16 protein-coding genes are annotated in these 15,998 nt (G+C 66.7%); 5 read left to right on the top strand and 11 right to left on the bottom strand.

What is annotated here, in order from left to right; translation table 11 throughout:
• Window positions 1-15: 15 nt before the first annotated feature.
• Window positions 16-804, bottom strand: a complete 789-nt coding sequence (locus LWE61_RS09940) for an SDR family NAD(P)-dependent oxidoreductase (RefSeq protein WP_234149903.1) — start codon at window positions 802-804, stop codon at window positions 16-18.
• 386 nt (window positions 805-1,190) lie between these two features.
• On the opposite strand from LWE61_RS09940, the gene LWE61_RS09935 reads away from it, so the two are divergent.
• The 3 genes from LWE61_RS09935 (at window position 1,191) to LWE61_RS09925 (ending at window position 3,892) form a co-directional block, all read left to right on the top strand.
• Window positions 1,191-2,072 (top strand): helix-turn-helix domain-containing protein, encoded by an 882-nt coding sequence (locus tag LWE61_RS09935; RefSeq protein ID WP_234149902.1) that lies wholly within the window; start codon window positions 1,191-1,193, stop codon window positions 2,070-2,072.
• Between the two features lie 183 nt (window positions 2,073-2,255).
• Entirely contained in the window at window positions 2,256-3,404 is a 1,149-nt protein-coding gene (locus tag LWE61_RS09930; protein ID WP_234149901.1) for a sulfotransferase family protein, read from the top strand.
• Window positions 3,405-3,418: 14 nt separating this feature from the next.
• Window positions 3,419-3,892 (top strand): VOC family protein, encoded by a 474-nt coding sequence (locus LWE61_RS09925; protein ID WP_234149900.1) that lies wholly within the window; start codon window positions 3,419-3,421, stop codon window positions 3,890-3,892.
• A gap of 82 nt (window positions 3,893-3,974) precedes the next feature.
• Here the strand turns inward: LWE61_RS09925 and LWE61_RS09920 are convergent, their stop codons facing one another.
• The 4 genes from LWE61_RS09920 to LWE61_RS09905 all read right to left on the bottom strand — a co-directional run bounded on the left by LWE61_RS09920 (window position 3,975) and on the right by LWE61_RS09905 (window position 6,475).
• Window positions 3,975-4,124, bottom strand: a complete 150-nt coding sequence (locus tag LWE61_RS09920) for a hypothetical protein (protein ID WP_234149899.1) — start codon at window positions 4,122-4,124, stop codon at window positions 3,975-3,977.
• 82 nt (window positions 4,125-4,206) lie between these two features.
• Window positions 4,207-4,389 carry a hypothetical protein gene (locus LWE61_RS09915; protein WP_234149898.1) on the bottom strand — a complete coding sequence of 61 codons (183 nt, stop codon included), beginning with the start codon at window positions 4,387-4,389 and terminating at the stop codon, window positions 4,207-4,209.
• A 294-nt stretch (window positions 4,390-4,683) separates the two neighbouring features.
• Window positions 4,684-5,496 (bottom strand): SDR family NAD(P)-dependent oxidoreductase, encoded by an 813-nt coding sequence (locus tag LWE61_RS09910; protein WP_234149897.1) that lies wholly within the window; start codon window positions 5,494-5,496, stop codon window positions 4,684-4,686.
• Window positions 5,497-5,662: 166 nt separating this feature from the next.
• Window positions 5,663-6,475, bottom strand: a complete 813-nt coding sequence (locus LWE61_RS09905) for a helix-turn-helix domain-containing protein (RefSeq protein WP_234149896.1) — start codon at window positions 6,473-6,475, stop codon at window positions 5,663-5,665.
• A gap of 146 nt (window positions 6,476-6,621) precedes the next feature.
• Between LWE61_RS09905 and LWE61_RS09900 the strand changes: the two genes are divergently transcribed.
• Window positions 6,622-7,638 carry an enoyl-CoA hydratase/isomerase family protein gene (locus tag LWE61_RS09900; RefSeq protein WP_234149895.1) on the top strand — a complete coding sequence of 339 codons (1,017 nt, stop codon included), beginning with the start codon at window positions 6,622-6,624 and terminating at the stop codon, window positions 7,636-7,638.
• On the opposite strand, the gene LWE61_RS09895 is transcribed toward LWE61_RS09900, so the two are convergent.
• Genes LWE61_RS09895 through LWE61_RS09870 form a run of 6 tightly spaced genes read right to left on the bottom strand, consistent with a single transcriptional unit; the run spans window position 7,567 to window position 14,564 of the window.
• Window positions 7,567-8,946: an amidohydrolase family protein gene (locus LWE61_RS09895; protein ID WP_234149894.1), complete on the bottom strand. Its 1,380-nt coding sequence runs from the start codon at window positions 8,944-8,946 to the stop codon at window positions 7,567-7,569. The two genes, LWE61_RS09900 and LWE61_RS09895, sit on opposite strands and share 72 nt — an antisense overlap.
• A gap of 28 nt (window positions 8,947-8,974) precedes the next feature.
• Window positions 8,975-10,222 carry a CoA transferase gene (locus LWE61_RS09890; RefSeq protein WP_234149893.1) on the bottom strand — a complete coding sequence of 416 codons (1,248 nt, stop codon included), beginning with the start codon at window positions 10,220-10,222 and terminating at the stop codon, window positions 8,975-8,977.
• Window positions 10,212-11,708, bottom strand: a complete 1,497-nt coding sequence (locus LWE61_RS09885) for a class I adenylate-forming enzyme family protein (RefSeq protein WP_234149892.1) — start codon at window positions 11,706-11,708, stop codon at window positions 10,212-10,214. The genes LWE61_RS09890 and LWE61_RS09885 overlap by 11 nt, the downstream gene beginning before the upstream one ends.
• A gap of 24 nt (window positions 11,709-11,732) precedes the next feature.
• Entirely contained in the window at window positions 11,733-12,023 is a 291-nt protein-coding gene (locus LWE61_RS09880; RefSeq protein WP_234149891.1) for a hypothetical protein, read from the bottom strand.
• A 26-nt stretch (window positions 12,024-12,049) separates the two neighbouring features.
• Complete coding sequence (locus LWE61_RS09875) at window positions 12,050-13,276, bottom strand: CaiB/BaiF CoA transferase family protein (protein ID WP_234149890.1); 1,227 nt, start codon at window positions 13,274-13,276, stop codon at window positions 12,050-12,052.
• 58 nt (window positions 13,277-13,334) lie between these two features.
• Window positions 13,335-14,564 carry a CaiB/BaiF CoA transferase family protein gene (locus LWE61_RS09870; protein ID WP_234149889.1) on the bottom strand — a complete coding sequence of 410 codons (1,230 nt, stop codon included), beginning with the start codon at window positions 14,562-14,564 and terminating at the stop codon, window positions 13,335-13,337.
• 882 nt (window positions 14,565-15,446) lie between these two features.
• Between LWE61_RS09870 and LWE61_RS09865 the strand changes: the two genes are divergently transcribed.
• Window positions 15,447-15,713 (top strand): hypothetical protein, encoded by a 267-nt coding sequence (locus tag LWE61_RS09865; protein ID WP_234149888.1) that lies wholly within the window; start codon window positions 15,447-15,449, stop codon window positions 15,711-15,713.
• The last annotated feature ends 285 nt before the right edge of the window (window positions 15,714-15,998 follow it).

Genomic DNA, 15,998 nt, shown 5'->3' with positions numbered 1-15,998 from the left:
GAGTGTCGGGTCCGGTCAGGGACGGACCATGACGCCGCCGTCGATGATGATCGTCTGGCCGGTCAGGAAGGAGGAGGCATCGCTGGCCAGATAGGCGCCGATCCCTTCGAAGTCGGACGGATAGCCGACGCGCTTGAGCGGAACCTGCGGCCCAAACATTTGGGCCATCGCCTGCTCATTCTTCTCGCCGCCCATCATCGGGGTCATGATGAGGCCGGGGGCGACGACATTGGCGCGGATGCCATGCCCGCCGAACTCCACGGCCATGCCGCGGATGATGGCGGCGACGGCGGCCTTCGACCCGGCGTAATTCTGCTTGCCCGCCATGCCCTGGAACAGCGACAGGCTGCCGCAGGCGACCAGCGAGCCGCCCGGCTCCCCGGCTTCGGCGCGCGCGACCATGTGGCGCGCCGCCTCGCGCAGGGTGAAGAAGGCACCATGCAGCGCGACGTCGAGGAATTTGTGCCATTCCGCCGTGGGAATGTCGAAGACCGAGTTATAGCCCGGCGCGCCGCCCGAATTGGCGAAGACGCAGTCGATGCGGCCGAAATCCTTCATGAAGCGGTCATAGCCCGCCAGAATGGCATCCTCGGACCCGACGTCCACCTGATAGGTTTCGACGCGGCCCGCGCCCGCTTCCAGCAGTTCCGCCTTGGCGGCCACATTCTTCTCCGCGTTGCGCGCCCAGATGGCGATGTCGCCACCCATTCTGGCGACGCCCTTGGCAAAGCCGAGGCCGATCCCGCCATTGCCGCCAGTGACGAGCGTGACTTTACCGGTACAGTCGAACAGTCCCTGGGACATCTATTCCTCCTAAAAACTCGTGGCTTGGTACGGCTCCTATCGAACGGCCGGGTTTGCGCCAGCATCCTCTATATCCGTCGGGCCGTCATATATCGAAAGCGGGCCTAAAAACGGGGCGGGGCCATCCCGTGCCGAAATCGGGTCGCCGTTCCGCCGCCGATGCCGCCCGATACTGTCATCGGCGGGCAGGATCGCAATGCGCCAGAATGTAGATGGCAGGCCATAAAATAGACTGCGGGACAGAGTGTGTTGGGTGCGGTGGTGGATTGCGCTATTGTATGGGATGAAGCGTGCATCGCAGTCCGTCCACGGCCCGCCGGCCCATGGCAGGCCCATCCACGGCAAGCCTACCCACGGCAAGCGATGACGGGAGCGGGAGAGACGCGATGCCGGTGATGGATACTCTAAGGCCCGTGGAGATGACGGTGCAGGCCGAACTCACCGTGCCGATCGCAACGGCGCAGGTGGTCCAGTTCACCATGGCCGACCCGTCCAACTGCATCATGCAGAAGCGGTCGGGCTATTGGCTGGATCTGTGCCTGACGCCCCGCCCGATCAACACCCGCGCCTGCTATCGCGACCATTGGGGACCGCATCGGTTCGAACGGGTGGGGGACATGTTCCTGGTGCCACCGGGCGAGGCCTTTCATGTGAAGGGGGATGGCGCGGGCGTGCAAAGCTCCATCATCTGCGAATTGCGGGGTGATGCGATCAACCAGTGGCTGGGCAGCGACATCGACTGGAACGACCGGCGGCTGGAGGCCAGCCTCGATATTTCCAGCAACACCGTGCGCCACCTGTTGCGCCGCCTGGCGGAGGAAGCGCGCAATCCGGGGCTGGGCAGCGCCATGCTGGTGGAATGTATCGCGGGGCAGCTCGCCATCGAACTGGGTCGTTATTGCGAGGCGGTAGTCGATGCGCCGTGCAGCGGCGGGCTGGCCGCATGGCGGCTGCGCCTGATCGACGAGCGGTTGCGCGAAGTGCGCGAGCCGCCGACGCTGACCGAACTGGCGGCGCTGTGCAATATCTCGGTGCGGCAACTGACCCGTGGCTTCCGCGCCAGCCGGGGCTGCTCCATCGGCGAATATGTGGTGCAAAGCCGGATCGAGAGCGCCAAGCGGCTGCTGGACCGGGACGAGAGCGTAAAGTCGATCGCCTACAGCATCGGCTTTTCCTCCACCTCCAGCTTCTCCTACGCCTTTCGCCGCGCCACCGGCCTGACCCCGCGTCAGTTCCGCCAGCGCGTGCTGCAACGGATGCGGCACTGAGGCGCCCTGCCGGCCCGTCATGGCTGCCAGTCATGCGGGCACGCTTGATGGCCTGACGTCCACATTTGGGCTGTCCGCATAGGGGCAAGGCCATTGCGGTCGCCCCGCCTGCGGACCCAGAAGACCGTAGGAAACCGGGGACGCGCGGCGTAAACCCCGTCAACGTCTTGGGAGGAATGTCGGATGGCCGAACTGGTCGTGGATCAGCTGATCGAGGAAGCGCAGAAGAATACGGGTCTGGACAGGTTCGACAGCGACAGCTTCCGGGAGGGGCTGGAGGTCATCGTCGCCGACTATAACAGCCTGGGCACCGCCGATAATTTCGTCGAGCGTTTCAAGGGGCTGATGCTCCAGAATCTGGAAGGCCGGCTCAAGACCACCGCCTATATCGACAGCCGCCCCGACGTGCTGGATCGCCCGGTCGAGCGTCCCGTGTTCGTGTTCGGCATCCCGCGCACGGGCACCACGCTGCTCAGCAACCTGCTCGCCTGCGACCCTGCGCGCCGGTCTGCGCTGACGTGGGAAATCGACGATCCGGTGCCGCCCGCGACCAGCGCGACGCTCAAGACCGACCCGCGCGCCATCGCCCGGCTGGAGCAGGAAAAGGCGATGCTGGCGGCGAACCCGCACATGGGCAAATATTACCGCAATTCCGCGATCTATCCCAATGAGTGCATCTTTTTCATGAGCCATGATTTCAAGGCTCTGCAACTGGAATCGCGGGGCAAGCTGCGCAATTATCGCGACTGGCTGTTCTCCACGGACATGACCTCCGCCTATGATTATCACAAGCGGTTCCTCCAGTTGCTACAGGCGGACGCCCCCGGCGTCTGGAACCTCAAGATGCCGAGCCATGCGCTGTATCTGGAGTATCTGAAGGCAGCCTATCCCGATGCGCGGCTGGTGTGGACGCACCGCGACCCGTTTACCGCCATGGGCAGCTTCTGCTCCATCATCTCCCTCTCCCACATGGGGTTCATGGGCCATATCGACCATGAATGGCTGGGCGAGAATTGCCAGTATCAGGCCTATCTGCACGCCGACCGCATCATGGATTTCCGCGACAGGCATGGCGAGGACAGCATTGCCGACGTGCATTATGCCGAACTGCTGACTGATCCCATCGGGACGATGCGGTCGCTGTACATGGCGCTGGGCGACGCGTTCACGCCGGAAGCGGAGCAGGCGATGCGCGACTGGCTGGCCGCGAACCCGCAGGGCAAGTTCGGCCGCCACGAATATAAGCTGGAACAATATGGCCTGACGCTGGGGCAGTTGGAGAAGGGCTTCGACCGCTATCTGTCACGCTACGACGTGGCCCGCGAAGGCTGAGGGGAGAGACGATCATGTTGGAAGGCTATCATTTCCAGAACGCCTATATCACGCGCAACATCGAGAAGGCGCTGGAGACGTTCCGCACGAAACTGGGCGCGGGCGCGGATGTCCGCAGCTTCGAGATCGAGCAGGAAATCTGGACGCCGCGCGGCACCGGCAAGGCAAAGCAGAAACTGGCCTTCGTCTGGGTCGGCGACCTGCAATATGAGCTGATCGAGCCGGTGGAGGGCTTTGTCGACGTCTATGCCGACGACCTGCCGGACGACGACAGCATGAAGTTCCACCATATCAACATGCGCGTGGACGACTGGGACAGCTTCCGCGCCAAGGTGGACCGGGAAGGCTGGAAGATCGCCATCGAGGGCAAGAGCGGCGACCAGCTCAAATTCCTGTACCTCGATGCGCGCGACACGCTGGGCCATTATCTGGAATATGTCTGGTGCACGCCGGAACGCTGGGCCGGGATGACCGGCGGCATGAAGTAATCGCAAAAGGGCGGGCAGGGATGTCCGCCCTTTTTTCGGCCCGCCGCGTCATTCGATCCGGTGCGCCATTCGGCCCTTCGCGTCAGTCGCGCACGACCATGCGCGCCAAAATGATCGGCTGGCCGTCCGCCGTGGTCGAGATGATCCGGGGCGCGGGCGGCGGTGCTGCGCCCAACGTGGCGAAGGAGGCCATGGTCGTGGCGGTCGACGCCAACAGAATCAGGATCTTCATATCCGCGCCTTTCCATTGGTCCCCGCGGCCGATCTTAGCGTGGCGCGGTTAACGGCCTTTACGTCCCCGGCATGAAGGATGCTCAGTTCGTCTGCGGCCCGTCGCGCACGACCATGCGGGCCAGAATGATGGGCTGACCCTCGGCGGTGGCGGAGACGATGCGCGGTTGGGGCGCGTGCGGTGCGCGCGGCGTCATGGCGTTGACCGCCGCAAAGGAGAGCATGGTGGTGGCGGCAGCAGCCAGCGCGATCAGCATCCGTGTCATGTCGATAACCCCTTCGATTGAATTTCGATGAAGCCGGTCTAGGCCCCGCCTGTCGCGGGGCGATGCCGGGGCACGTCACATCTGTCCGAAAGTGTCGCAAATTGTGCGCCTGTCGCGGTCGGCTACATTCGCCGCCCGCGATGGCGCGCAGTCAGAGCGGGATGACGCTAAATCCACCCGCCTCGTCCGTGCGAGCGCAGCGACGCAATCCACTGCGGCGCCCATGGATGGGGGCTATGCCCGCCTTCGGCTCGCTGCGCCGGCAAGGACGATTCAAGGAAAAGTCCTCACGCCCTAGAGGAGCGAACCGCCATCCACCTGCACGATCTGGCCGGTCATGTAGCTGGCGCCGGTCGAGGCGAGATAGACCACGGCGGACGAGACTTCCTCCGCCATGGCGACCTGCCGGGCGAGCACGGGCTTGCGGGCGCGCTTGCTCTTCTCCTCGGCGGGCACGTCCGCAAAGGCGGTCATCATGAAGCCGGTCTCGCGGTTGAAACGGCTGCCCTTGCTATAGGCGTCGGGATCGGCCGACATGGTGCCATAGGGCGCGACGCAGTTCACGCGGATGCCATGCTGGCCCAGTTCCTTGGCGAGGATGACGGTGAAGCCATGCACCGCGCTCTTGGCGGCGGAATAGACGGGCAGCATATAATCGCCGACGATCCCGGCGGTCGACCCCATGTTGACGATGGAGCCGGATTTGCGGGCGATCATGCCGGGCAGGACCGCATGGGTCATGCGCAGCACGGTGCCCAGGTTGATGTCGATGTCGCCGGCCCAGGTCGCGGGGTCGGAGTCGGCGAACACGCCCATGCCCACATTGCCGCCGACATTGTTGACCAGCACCTCCACCGGGCCGAGCGTTTCGGCCGCTTCCACTATGCGGGCGGGGGCGGCGGGATCGGTCATGTCCGCCGCGAGGAACAGGGCGGCCTGTGCGCCGCGTTCCGTGGCGAGGGCGACGACCCGCGCGCCGGCCTCCGCATCACGGCCGACCAGCAGCAGCCGGGCGCCCTCCGCCGCGAAATCCAGTGCGATGGCGCGGCCGATATTCGCGGTCGCGCCGGTGATGATGACGGTCTTGCCAGCCAGTCCGGTATCCATGTCTCTCTCCCACGGGTCATGCCCTGTCCTATGTTCTGGCTAGGCCAAAAGCGGGCGGCGGGGGATGGACGGCAGCGCCGAAGACGCGCCGGATTGTGCGGATCAGGCCATATTCGCCCCGCCCGGACGCTCTCCCATGGGGAGGGTCCGGCGGCGGCGGACAGGATCAGGCGGCGGCGCTGGGAAAGGGCTGGACCATCGCATTGTTGATGCCGGACGTCTCCGCGCACCGCTGCACGCCATATTGCAGGCACTGGACCAGCGCCGACGTATCGACCCGGTCGGCGGCGTCATAGGTGAAGGCCAGCGCCATGGGCCGGTTGTCCGGCTGGTCGGGCAACAGCACGGCGCACATGTCCGCCGTGCTGTCATAGCCGAGCGGGCCGACCGCATAGCCGCGCTCCGCGCAGGATTGGAGGCGGGCGGACATGTCGGCAAAGGCGAACTTGCGATCCTCGCTGCCTTCCGCGTTGAGGCGGCGGACCATGCCGTCGCGGCGCGGCTGGGCCACGGAGGAGAGGAGGAGCCAGCCGACCGCGCTGTCCGTCAGCCGTTCCTGCATCCCGCCGGTGATGCCTTCGGGGCGGCTGCTGGCGATGCGGCGCGCGCCGGAACGCCAGGTGAAGATCTGGCAATTCAGGCCCACCATGCCGAACAGCGCAAGGCCGAGGCCGGTCTGGGCGTGGAGGCGGTCGATCAACGTCGCGAGTCGCCCGTCGCGCACGATCGCGGGCTGGAAGTGCGACCCCAGCATCGCGGCGCGCGGGGTGAGCGTATAGGAGCGGGACAGCGGGTCTTTGTACAACAGGCCCAGGTCGACCAGACTGGTCAGCAGTTCCGAAGTGCTGGATTGCGGCCGTTTATAACGGCGCACGATGTCCATCACCGTCGCTTCACGATGTTCCTCGTCAAAGAATTCGAGTACCTCGATCACGCGCTTGGCGATCTTGGCCTTATTCATCGCTGCGGTACCAGCCATTCAGACTCTCCCTATCTTTGTGTGTAAAAGACACTATTGCGCCCGGCCTTGTCAACAGAAAATGAGGGCATCTCGTTTCCTGCGCCGGGACAGGGCTTTGCGGACATCGGGTTGCGGCGGTGGCCCGGCGCGTTAAGGCTGGTGCGGTGACGAGCGACCGATATTTCATCCATGGGCACGCGCTGGCCGCCGGATTGTGGGATGGCGCGCCGCCTTTGCGGCTGCTCGACCTCTCAGGATCGGTGGAGTCCCTGCCGCCCTTTCCCCCCCCGCCTGTTCCCCTGCCGCCTTGCCCCCTGATCGGCGTGGGCGATGCGCGTCATCCGCTGGCGCATCGGCTGGACATGGTGCTGGAATCGCCGGTTCGGCTGGAGTCGCTGGTCGAGTCCATCACCGCCCATCCGCACGCGGCGGCAGTGACCGTGCAATTGCTGCGCGGGATAGAGGGGCAGGGGGTGGAGGCTGCACTGGTGCAGGAATCCATCGCCTATGGCCTGCTTCAGGGCGGGGCGGAGCATGGCGCGTGGCTGGCGGCGCGGGCGCGGGTAAAGACAGGGGCAGGGGCGAAGCCTTCGCCAGAGGGCGCGCTGCGGCTGGAGCGGGTCGGCGGGCGGCTGGACCTGCTGATCGACCGTCCGGCGTCGCGCAACGCCATCGACCGGGCGCTGCGCGACGCCTTGCGGGAGGCGCTGCTGGTCGCGACGCTCGACCCCGATGTGCGGGCGGTGACGCTGCGCGGTGCGGGTAAGGCGTTCTGCGTGGGCGCGGACCTCGACGAATTCGGCACGACTCGCGATCCGGTGGTGGCCCATGCCATCCGCATGGCGACCCTGCCCGCGCCCCTGCTGGCGGCCTGTGGCGAGCGGCTGAGCGTGCATGTGCAGGGGGCGTGCGTGGGGGCGGGGCTGGAGATGGCGGCCTTTGCCGGGCGCGTCACCGCGACGGCGAACAGCTGGTTTCACCTGCCCGAACTGGCGATGGGCCTGCTGCCCGGCGCGGGCGGCTGTGTGTCGGTGTCGCGGCGGATCGGGCGGCAGCGGGCCGGGCTGATGATCCTGTCCGGCCGGCGGATCGACGCGGCGACCGCCCTGTCATGGGGCCTGATCGACGCGATCGTTCAGGATGATCCCGCCGAGGATGGTGGCGCGGACATCGCGGGCTGAAAGGCGGGTGCGCGCCTCTTCCCAGGGCCGGTCGAGCAGGCAGAGGTCCGCCGCGGCGTCCACCGCCACCGCGCGCTGCCGGGTCAGGTCCGCCGGGTCCGCCAGAAAGAGCGCCAGCGCCTGTTCGGGGGAGAGCGCCTCGTCCGGGCCGATGGCATGGCCGTTGCGGGTGCGGCGGCTGACGGCGGCGTGCATTGCGGTCCATGGATCGGGTTCGCCAAAGGGCGCGTCGCTCCCCCCGGCCAGCGTGACACCCGCATCGCGAAAGGCGCGCAGGCGGTAGAGGTGGGGGACCGACTGCGGCTCCACCATCTCGCGATACTGATCGCCGCGTTCCGCGATGAAATGGGGCTGGGACACGACCGCCAAGCCCATATGCGCCATCTCCGCCATCGCCGTGTCCGGGGCGATGGAGGCATGTTCGATGCGGTCGCCGGGGCGGGGACCGGCCTCCGACAGCGCGGCCAGCGCGAACACCAGTTCGGTCTCCGAGACGCAATGGATGGCGACCCCCCGCCCCTGCGCATGGGCGGCGACGATGAAGGCGACCGCCGCGTCATAATCGGGCAGGTCGGCCTCATGCAGGTGCAGCTTGGCCGGGCCGATGGTGAGCCGGTCGGTGGCGGCCGCCTCGACAAGGGAGAGGGTGCCCGCGAGGTGGACGCGCTGGCGCAGATGCCCGGATGCCTGTTGCGCGGCGAAATGGGCCGCCATGGCGGGGTCGTTGGCGGGCGACATGTCGGTGATGCCGGTGATGCCAAAGGCCGCCAGTGCCGCGCTGACGCCCGCGAAATCCGGCGGGGTGCCGCCCAAGGCTGCGCGCAGCCAGCGATCCTCGTCGAACAATCGGCCGGTCGCCCGGTCGAGTCCCGGCGGCGCATCGGCCGCCGACAGGATGATCTCCAGTCCGGCGGAGTTGAAGAACCACATACGGCCGGAGCGATGCTGGATACGCACCGGGCGGCCGGGGACCATCCGGTCGAGCCGGGCGCGGTCCAGCATACCCGCGACACTCTCATGATAGCCGATGCCGCGTATCCATCCGGTGCCGGGAATAGCGAGACGGTCGGCCAGCATCGCCGCGTCCGTCACGTCGGGCGGACCGCAGGGGATCGAGTCGCGCCGGGCGGCCAAGGCGGCCAGATGGATATGATGGTCGTGCAGGCCGGGCAGCAGCGCGCCCCCGCGCGCCTCCAGCACCGGTTCATCGGCACGGGCGGGCAGCGTGCCGATGGCGGCGATGCGGTCGCCCGCTATTCGCAGGTCGGCGATGCCCCGCCCGTGAATGTCGGCGTTGCGGATCAGCATGGCGCACGATCGACGGGGACGATGGCCATCATAGCGTGCCGCCCAGCCATGGCGCGCTATCCTGTCCCAGCGCCGCCACCGGCGCGGTGGGGGAGCGCAGCGGCGTGCCGCCGAAAACCTCCGCCATGGGGCGCCCCGTTGCCGCCGCCCACCGCTTGAGGCTGGTGTAGAGCCGGGCGGGTTCGGCGTCCTGTTCCCGCTTCAGCGCGGCACGGATTGTCCCCGCCATGGAGAAGATGATGCGCCCGCCCTCTCTGCCGGTCCAGCGGTGCCAGGCGACAAGGGCGGCGGCGATGCCGGTGATCGGGTCGGCCAGCGCGTCGCCCGCGAAACCGATCCGCCCGGTCGCCTCGCGCAGCGCGGCGCTCAGGCCGCCCGCGACGCTGCAATCGTCGCCAAAGCCGACCCAATGGGCCGCGTCTCCCGCCGCCCCGTCGCTGACGCCATGCCCGGTGATGGTCAGCCAGACGAGGCCCGGAACCCGCGCGACAAGGGCGTCCGCGTCGATACCGAACTGGAGCAGGGCGCGGGGGCGGGCCGCCTCTATCACCATGTCGGCCCGCTCGATCAGCGCGATCAGCGCGGCGCGGTCCGCCGAATCGTGCAGGTCCAGCGCGACATTCGCTTTGCCCTGGTTGAGCAGGGCGAAGAGGCCGGGGTCGCCGTCGCGCATGGCGTCGGGCCGCGTGCGGCTTTCCACTTTCACCACCTCGGCCCCGGCCAGCCAGAACAGGTGCCCGGCCAATGGCCCGGCCCACAGGGCGGACAGGTCGATCACCCGTGGCGCCCGGCCGGTGGGCGCGGCGCGGCGAATGCCGGTGGTGGTCACGGTCATCGCGGGGCTGACAGGCGCTTCGTCCATCGCGGCGAGGGCGAGGCCCAGTTCACGGCCCCGGCCCACCATGTCCGCCGCGTCGCACCCCGCCATGCGGGCCGCGATGGCGGCGTCGTCGCGGGGGTTAAGGGTTTCGTCCCGGAACAGCGCGGGCAGCAGGTCGCGGTCGTCGCCGCGCGCGAGGTTCAGCGCCACCCAATTGTCGCGCGTGGCGATCAGGCGGCAACCACCGCCCGCCGACACCGCACCGGGCACGGCAAAGCCGTTGATCGCGGCCCGCTCGACAAGAAAACCCGCCCCGCTCAGACTGTGCAGGGCGGGCGATCCCGTCAGGGCCATGAAGCTGGCGAATTGATGCTCGGCCCATCCCGCCAGCGGCATCGTCAACAGGGGGCGATGACTGGCGGGGTGGAGGCCGGGAAGGCTGGGGTCAGTCGGCAAACAGCTTCTTGACCTCGCGGCGGAGCAGCTTGCCCATTTCATTATAGGGCAGTTCCGCGACGAACAGCGTCTTCTCCGGCACGCGGCTGGAGCGCAGGCGGCCCCGGATCAGCGCGTTGAGGTCGGCTACGTCCGGCGTGTCATGGCCCGGACGCACGACGATGGCGACACCCACCGCCTCGCCCCATTCCACCGACGGAACGGCGACGGCGCAGCTGTCCGCGATGGCGGCGTGGGTGGCCAGCACATCCTCGATCTCGCCCGGCGACATATTCTCGCCGCCGCGCACGATCACGTCGTCGGCCCGGCCGGAGAGGAAGAGATAGCCTTCCTCGTCCAGCCAGCCCGCGTCGCGGGTCGGGAACCAGCCATCGGCGGTGAGCGCGGAACGCTCCTTATACTCGCCCGACACCTGATCGCCGCGAACATAGATTTCGCCCCGTTCGCCGGCGGGCAGGACTTTGCCATCCTCGTCCCGGATTTCCAGTTCGATGGTGGGCAGCGGCTGACCGACGGAGGCGAGGCGGGCACGCACCTTCTCGTCCGTCGCCTTGTGCGCGGCGCGATGCTCGTCCGGGCCGAGCAGGGCGACGGTCGAGCTGGTTTCGGTCAGGCCATAGGCGTTGGTGAAGCTGGCGGTCGGGAACAGGTCCAGCGCGCGGTCGATGATCTCCAGCGGCATCTTGCCGCCGCCATAGGCGATGGCGCGCAGGGTGGAGATGTCGTGCGATGCGCCCTCGTCGATCTTGTTGATGATCCGCTGGAGCATGGTCGGCACGACGAAGGCGTTGGTCGCGCCCTCGGCCGACGCCAGCCTGATCCACGCTTCCGGTTCGAACGCGGGGAGCAGCAGGATGCGGCGCAGCGAGTAGATGGAGCTGAGCAGCGCGGAGATGCCCGCGATATGATAGGGTGGAACGCTGACCAGCGCGGCGTCCGTTTCCTCGGCCGATCCGAACTCGACGGTGCCGAGGATGTAGGACAGCAGGTTGGAATGGCGCAGGATCGCCGCCTTGGGCGCCGCCGTCGTGCCGCTGGTGAACAGCTGGATGGCGATGCCTTCCCCCTCGTCGCCCTCTTGCGCGGCGCTGGCTGCGGCAGCCTGCGCCGCCGCCACGAAGTCCGCGCGCGACAGCACCAGGTTGCGCTCGTCCGGGCACAGGCGCTTCACCCGCGCCACGTCACCGATGATGACGGAAGGCGTGATGCGCTCCAGCAGGGCGGCGAGGTCCGCATCGGCCAGCCGATAGTTGAGCGGGCAATAGGGCACGCCCGCCAGACCGGCGCCGAAGAGGGCGATGGCGCCCGCCTCGCTGCTCTCGTCCAGCAGGGCCACATGCTCGACCTTGGCCGCACGGATCGCCTCCGCCGCGCCGCGCGCCGCCGAGAGCAGGTCGCCATAGGTCCAGCGCTGGCCGTCGCAGACCAGTCCGACACGGTCGGGAGCGGCATCGGCCGCCATTTCGAGAATCAGCGAGATGTTCATGGGCCGCCCCCGAACTCCTTTCGTTCAGTCCGACGCGGGAAGGGGCTTGGCGTCCTTGATGGACAGGGCCGCGCCGCTGACGGAAAGATTGCCCTTGCCGGGCTTGACGCACAGCAGCTCGAACGTGCCGGCCGCATCGACATAGCGTTTGCCCATCAGCGTACCGGCCGAAAAATCGGCGGAGAGAGCGCCCAGTTCCGCAGGCTTTGCCTCGGCCATCGCCGCGCCGCCACATTCGATCGTGCCCTCACCGGCCTTGATCACCATGACTTCGGTGTCGCAGACGGTGCTCTTGAGCTTCGTTCCTGGCTTCATTCCGCTTCATCCTCCACTGTCGCCCTTCAGGCGATTGCACCACACGCCTTTAGGCGTTCGATCCTGTCCCATTCAAGCCCCAGTTCCAGCAATAGCGTCTCGGTATGCTCCGACGCCTGCGGTGCGCGGGTCGATACGGTGGGTTGATGATTATATTGCACGGGTCCACGCACGATCCGCATCGGGCCGCTACCGTCAATTGTCTCCACCTCGAAGAACAGGTCATTGGCCAATGCCTGCGCGTCTTGGGCGAGGTCGAGGAAGCTTTGCACCGCCGCCCATTGCCCCTTCATCGTCCGGAGATGATCGCGCCAATAGGCGAAGGGTTTGGCCGCTATCGCCGTGGCGATCATCGCGCCGGCGGGTCCGGCATGGGCAAAAAGCGCACGCGCATCGGCGAAACGGGGGTCGTCGGCGGCCTCTTCCAGCCCGAAATGGGCGAAGGTGTCGCGGATCACCGGGCCGGGCGCCATGATGAACAGGCTGATCGTGCCGCCGTCGGACGTCAGGAAATTGCCCATGAACGGATTGACAGCGGACGCGCCCGCGCGCGGCATCTGCGCCACCGTCATGCGCCCGCCATGGGTGAAGGTGTTGATCGCGGAGCCGGACGCCCAGGCGGCGGAGCCGAGCAGCGACACATCCACCTCCAGCGCCTCCCCCGTGCGGTCGCGGTGGAACAGCGCCCCCATGATCCCGCCCGCCAGGTTCATGCCCGATATGGAGTCGCCGAACGCGCCGATATTGCACATCAGGGGCACTTCCATGTCCGCCGGGGACAGGGCGCGCGCGATTCCGCTGTGCGACCAGAAGGCGGTGCCGTCGAATCCGCCCCGCTCCCGATCCGGTCCCTTGTCGCCATAGGCGCTACCCCGCGCATAGATGATCGCGGGGTTGGCGGCGCGGATATGCGCTACGTCGATATTCAGCTTCGCCCGTGCGTCGGGCAGGTAGTTGGTCAGGAAAACGTCGGCGGTGGCGGCCAGTTCATACAGGAGCCGCTGCCCCTCCGCCGTGGAGATGTCGATGCCCACGCTGCGCTTGCCGCGATTGGGATGCTCGATCATCGGGTTGACCGTCGGGTCGAAGGTCATGCCGCCGATGGTGACGAAGCCCCGCTGCGTGTCGCCACGCAGCGGGTGCTCGACCTTGATGACGTCCGCGCCCCAGTCCGCCAGTATCGCGCCGCAGGTCGGCACGAACATATATTGGGCCACCTCCAGGACGCGGATGCCTTTCAGAATCTGAGTCATCGGGCCGCGTCCTTCGGGTGGTCGGACAGGCGTCCTGTCCTGTTATGCGCCTGTCTTGTTAGGCGATGGCGCCCGCGGCCTTCCATGCCTCGATCTTGTCCCACTCGACGCCCAGTTCCATCAGGACCAGCTCGGTATGCTCCGATGCGGAGGGCGAGCGGGTGGTGACGGTGGGTGCGCCGTCGAACTGCACGGGACCGCGCACCAGCTTGAGCGGCTTGTCGCTGCCGTCGGCGGCCTCGACTTCCACGATCATGTCGTTGGCCAGCGCCTGCTCGTCGGTCAGCAGGTCCGCGAAGGACTGGATCGGCGCCCACTGGCCGGTGTAGGTTTTGAGGTGCTGGCGCCAATATTCGAACGGCTTTGCGCCGATCGCCTTGACGATGATGTCGCTGGCCGCACCGGCATTTTCGAACAGCGCGCGCGCGTCGGCAAAGCGCGGGTCTTTCGCGGCGTCCGGCTCACCGATATGGTCGAAGAAATTCTGGATATGGCCGGTGGGCGACAGGGTGCACAGGTTGATCGTGCCGTTGTCGGACGTCTGGTAATTGCCCTGCAACGGGTTGCGCGCCGCGCCGCCCTTACCCGGCATGGGGTTGCGCGACAGCACGCCCGTCTCGGCGACCTGCGCGATCAGCGCGCCCGAAGCCCAGATGGCGGAGCTGAGCAGTGAGACGTCCATCACGGTCGCCTCCCCGGTCTTTTCCCGGTGCAGCAGCGCGGCGGAGATGCCGCCCGCGATGAACATGCCGCCGATGGAATCGCCGAACGCGGGGATGCCCTGGTTCAGCGGGCCGGGCAGTTCCTCCGGCGTCATCGAATAGGCGACGCCGCTGCGCGCCCAGAAGGCGGTGCCGTCGAAGCCGCCGACTTCGCGCTCCGGTCCCTTGTCGCCAAAGGCGCTGCCGCGTGCATAGATGATGTTGGGGTTGATCGCGCGGATATGCTCCACGTCGAACTTGTTCTTCTGGCGCACCTGCGGGAGGTAGTTGGTCAGGAAGACGTCGGCGGTCTTCGCCAGTTCATACAGGACTTCCTGTCCTTCGGGCGTGGAGATGTCGATGCCGACGCTGCGCTTGCCACGATTGGGATGCTCGAACAGGGTGTGGCGCTGCGGATCGAGCGTCACGCCGCCCATGTTGAGGAAGCCGCGCTGCGTGTCGCCGCGCACCGGATGCTCGATCTTGATGACGTCGGCGCCCCAGTCGGCCAGGATGCCGCCCGCTGCCGGGACAAATGTGAACTGGGCCACTTCGAGAACCCGCACACCCTTCATAACCTGAGTCATCGCATCATCACCTTTATGTTTATCCCTCGCCCCGTCGGGGCGTGCCGTGTCGTCACAATTACCGGGAATCCAAGGCCGGTAAAATAGGGTCGCCACGCCGGGCCGCAAGCCGAACATGCAGGCCCGCCCCGCACATCGCCGCGACGATGGCGGCTGGCCCCGATCCCCTCCGCGATGGGGCGGTTTGTGGAGGGGGTTGGGGTGGCGCCTCGGCCCTTGATGCCATGGTGGGGATGTGCGGTGCGGGCCGCCATCGCGTGGATTATCCTCATGGAGGTCTGCGCTTGTCGACCCAAAGGGCGGGCGAAGCCGAACGGCTGTGCTTTCCCTGTTACTGTGGCTTCACGAATGAAGGGCAGACCTTCGACATTCACGCGAGTTACGCGGCCGGTTTGAACAGGGCGAACGGGCGGGCCTGTTCAAGCGGCATGTTGACCGGATGGCGGCGGGACCGGCGGTAAGCGGGAGAGAAGAGATGAGATGAGAAGAGAAGAGAAGAGTCGGCAGAATCGCCTGCGGTGGGTCAGGCGGGTCTCCTCATCTCGCACCTGCAACCGTCGCGACTCGCCGCCGGGACGCCACTCGCATCGGCCATTTCCGGCGCTCGCGGCGCGTGCCGACAGGGCTGATAGCGCACGCTGTCTTGCCCATGGCGGAGCGGTGTCGCCATTCCGACGGCTCACCGCTGAAAATACACACTATCCGGCACCCTGAGAAAAATTTGGGCTGTGACAACAAATTCTTAGGGAACTCAGGCAGGTACGAGCCAAATGTCTCTACGAAAACTATTGACTTTCGCAGGCGCAACATACTAACCTGACTTAGTATAAGCCGGTCAGTGATCCTGATTCGGTCGACGTCCGGTAACGAATGGAGTGTTTTATGAAGAAGCTTTCCGGTCTGGTTGTCCTTGCTGCACTTGCGCTCGCGCCGGTTGCCGCGAATGCACAGGCTGCCGCTGAAAAGGGCAAGATGCTGTACGCCAACGGCGGTGTCCGCCTCGGCGCCATCTACAAGGTCACGGCCGATGGTTCGGCCCAGATCATCCTCGACGGCCGCCTCGTGACCGTTCCGGGCAACACGATCTCCGCCGCCGACGGCAAGATCGCGACCAGCCTGACCAAGAACGAACTGATCTCTTCGCGCTGATAGCGCCTGGCCGTAACAGGCCGGTTTCAGAAAAGGGCCGTCCGTTCAGGGCGGCCCTTTTGATTCCGGGGTGCGGCGGTATCTGTTGTATGCTCCCGGTGCGCGCCTGTTGGAATGGGGGGGCATCAAAGGGGCGGGCTAAAGCAGTGCGCCCCATTTGTGCCATTCGGTTGGTAATGTGCAAACGGGGCATGGCTCCTCCTTGAATGTCAAAGGGCGTTCCTCTCCCCGTCCCGGCCCGAAAAACGCGGCCCTCCGACTGGCTGATAACGAACGGACGAGCCA

Origin of the sequence: Sphingobium sufflavum, from assembly GCF_021403115.1 — a bacterium.
Taxonomy (GTDB): Bacteria; Pseudomonadota; Alphaproteobacteria; order Sphingomonadales; family Sphingomonadaceae; genus Sphingobium; species Sphingobium sufflavum.
Note: the sequence above shows the minus strand (reverse complement) of the source record. Positions and strands in the feature narration are given on the sequence as shown.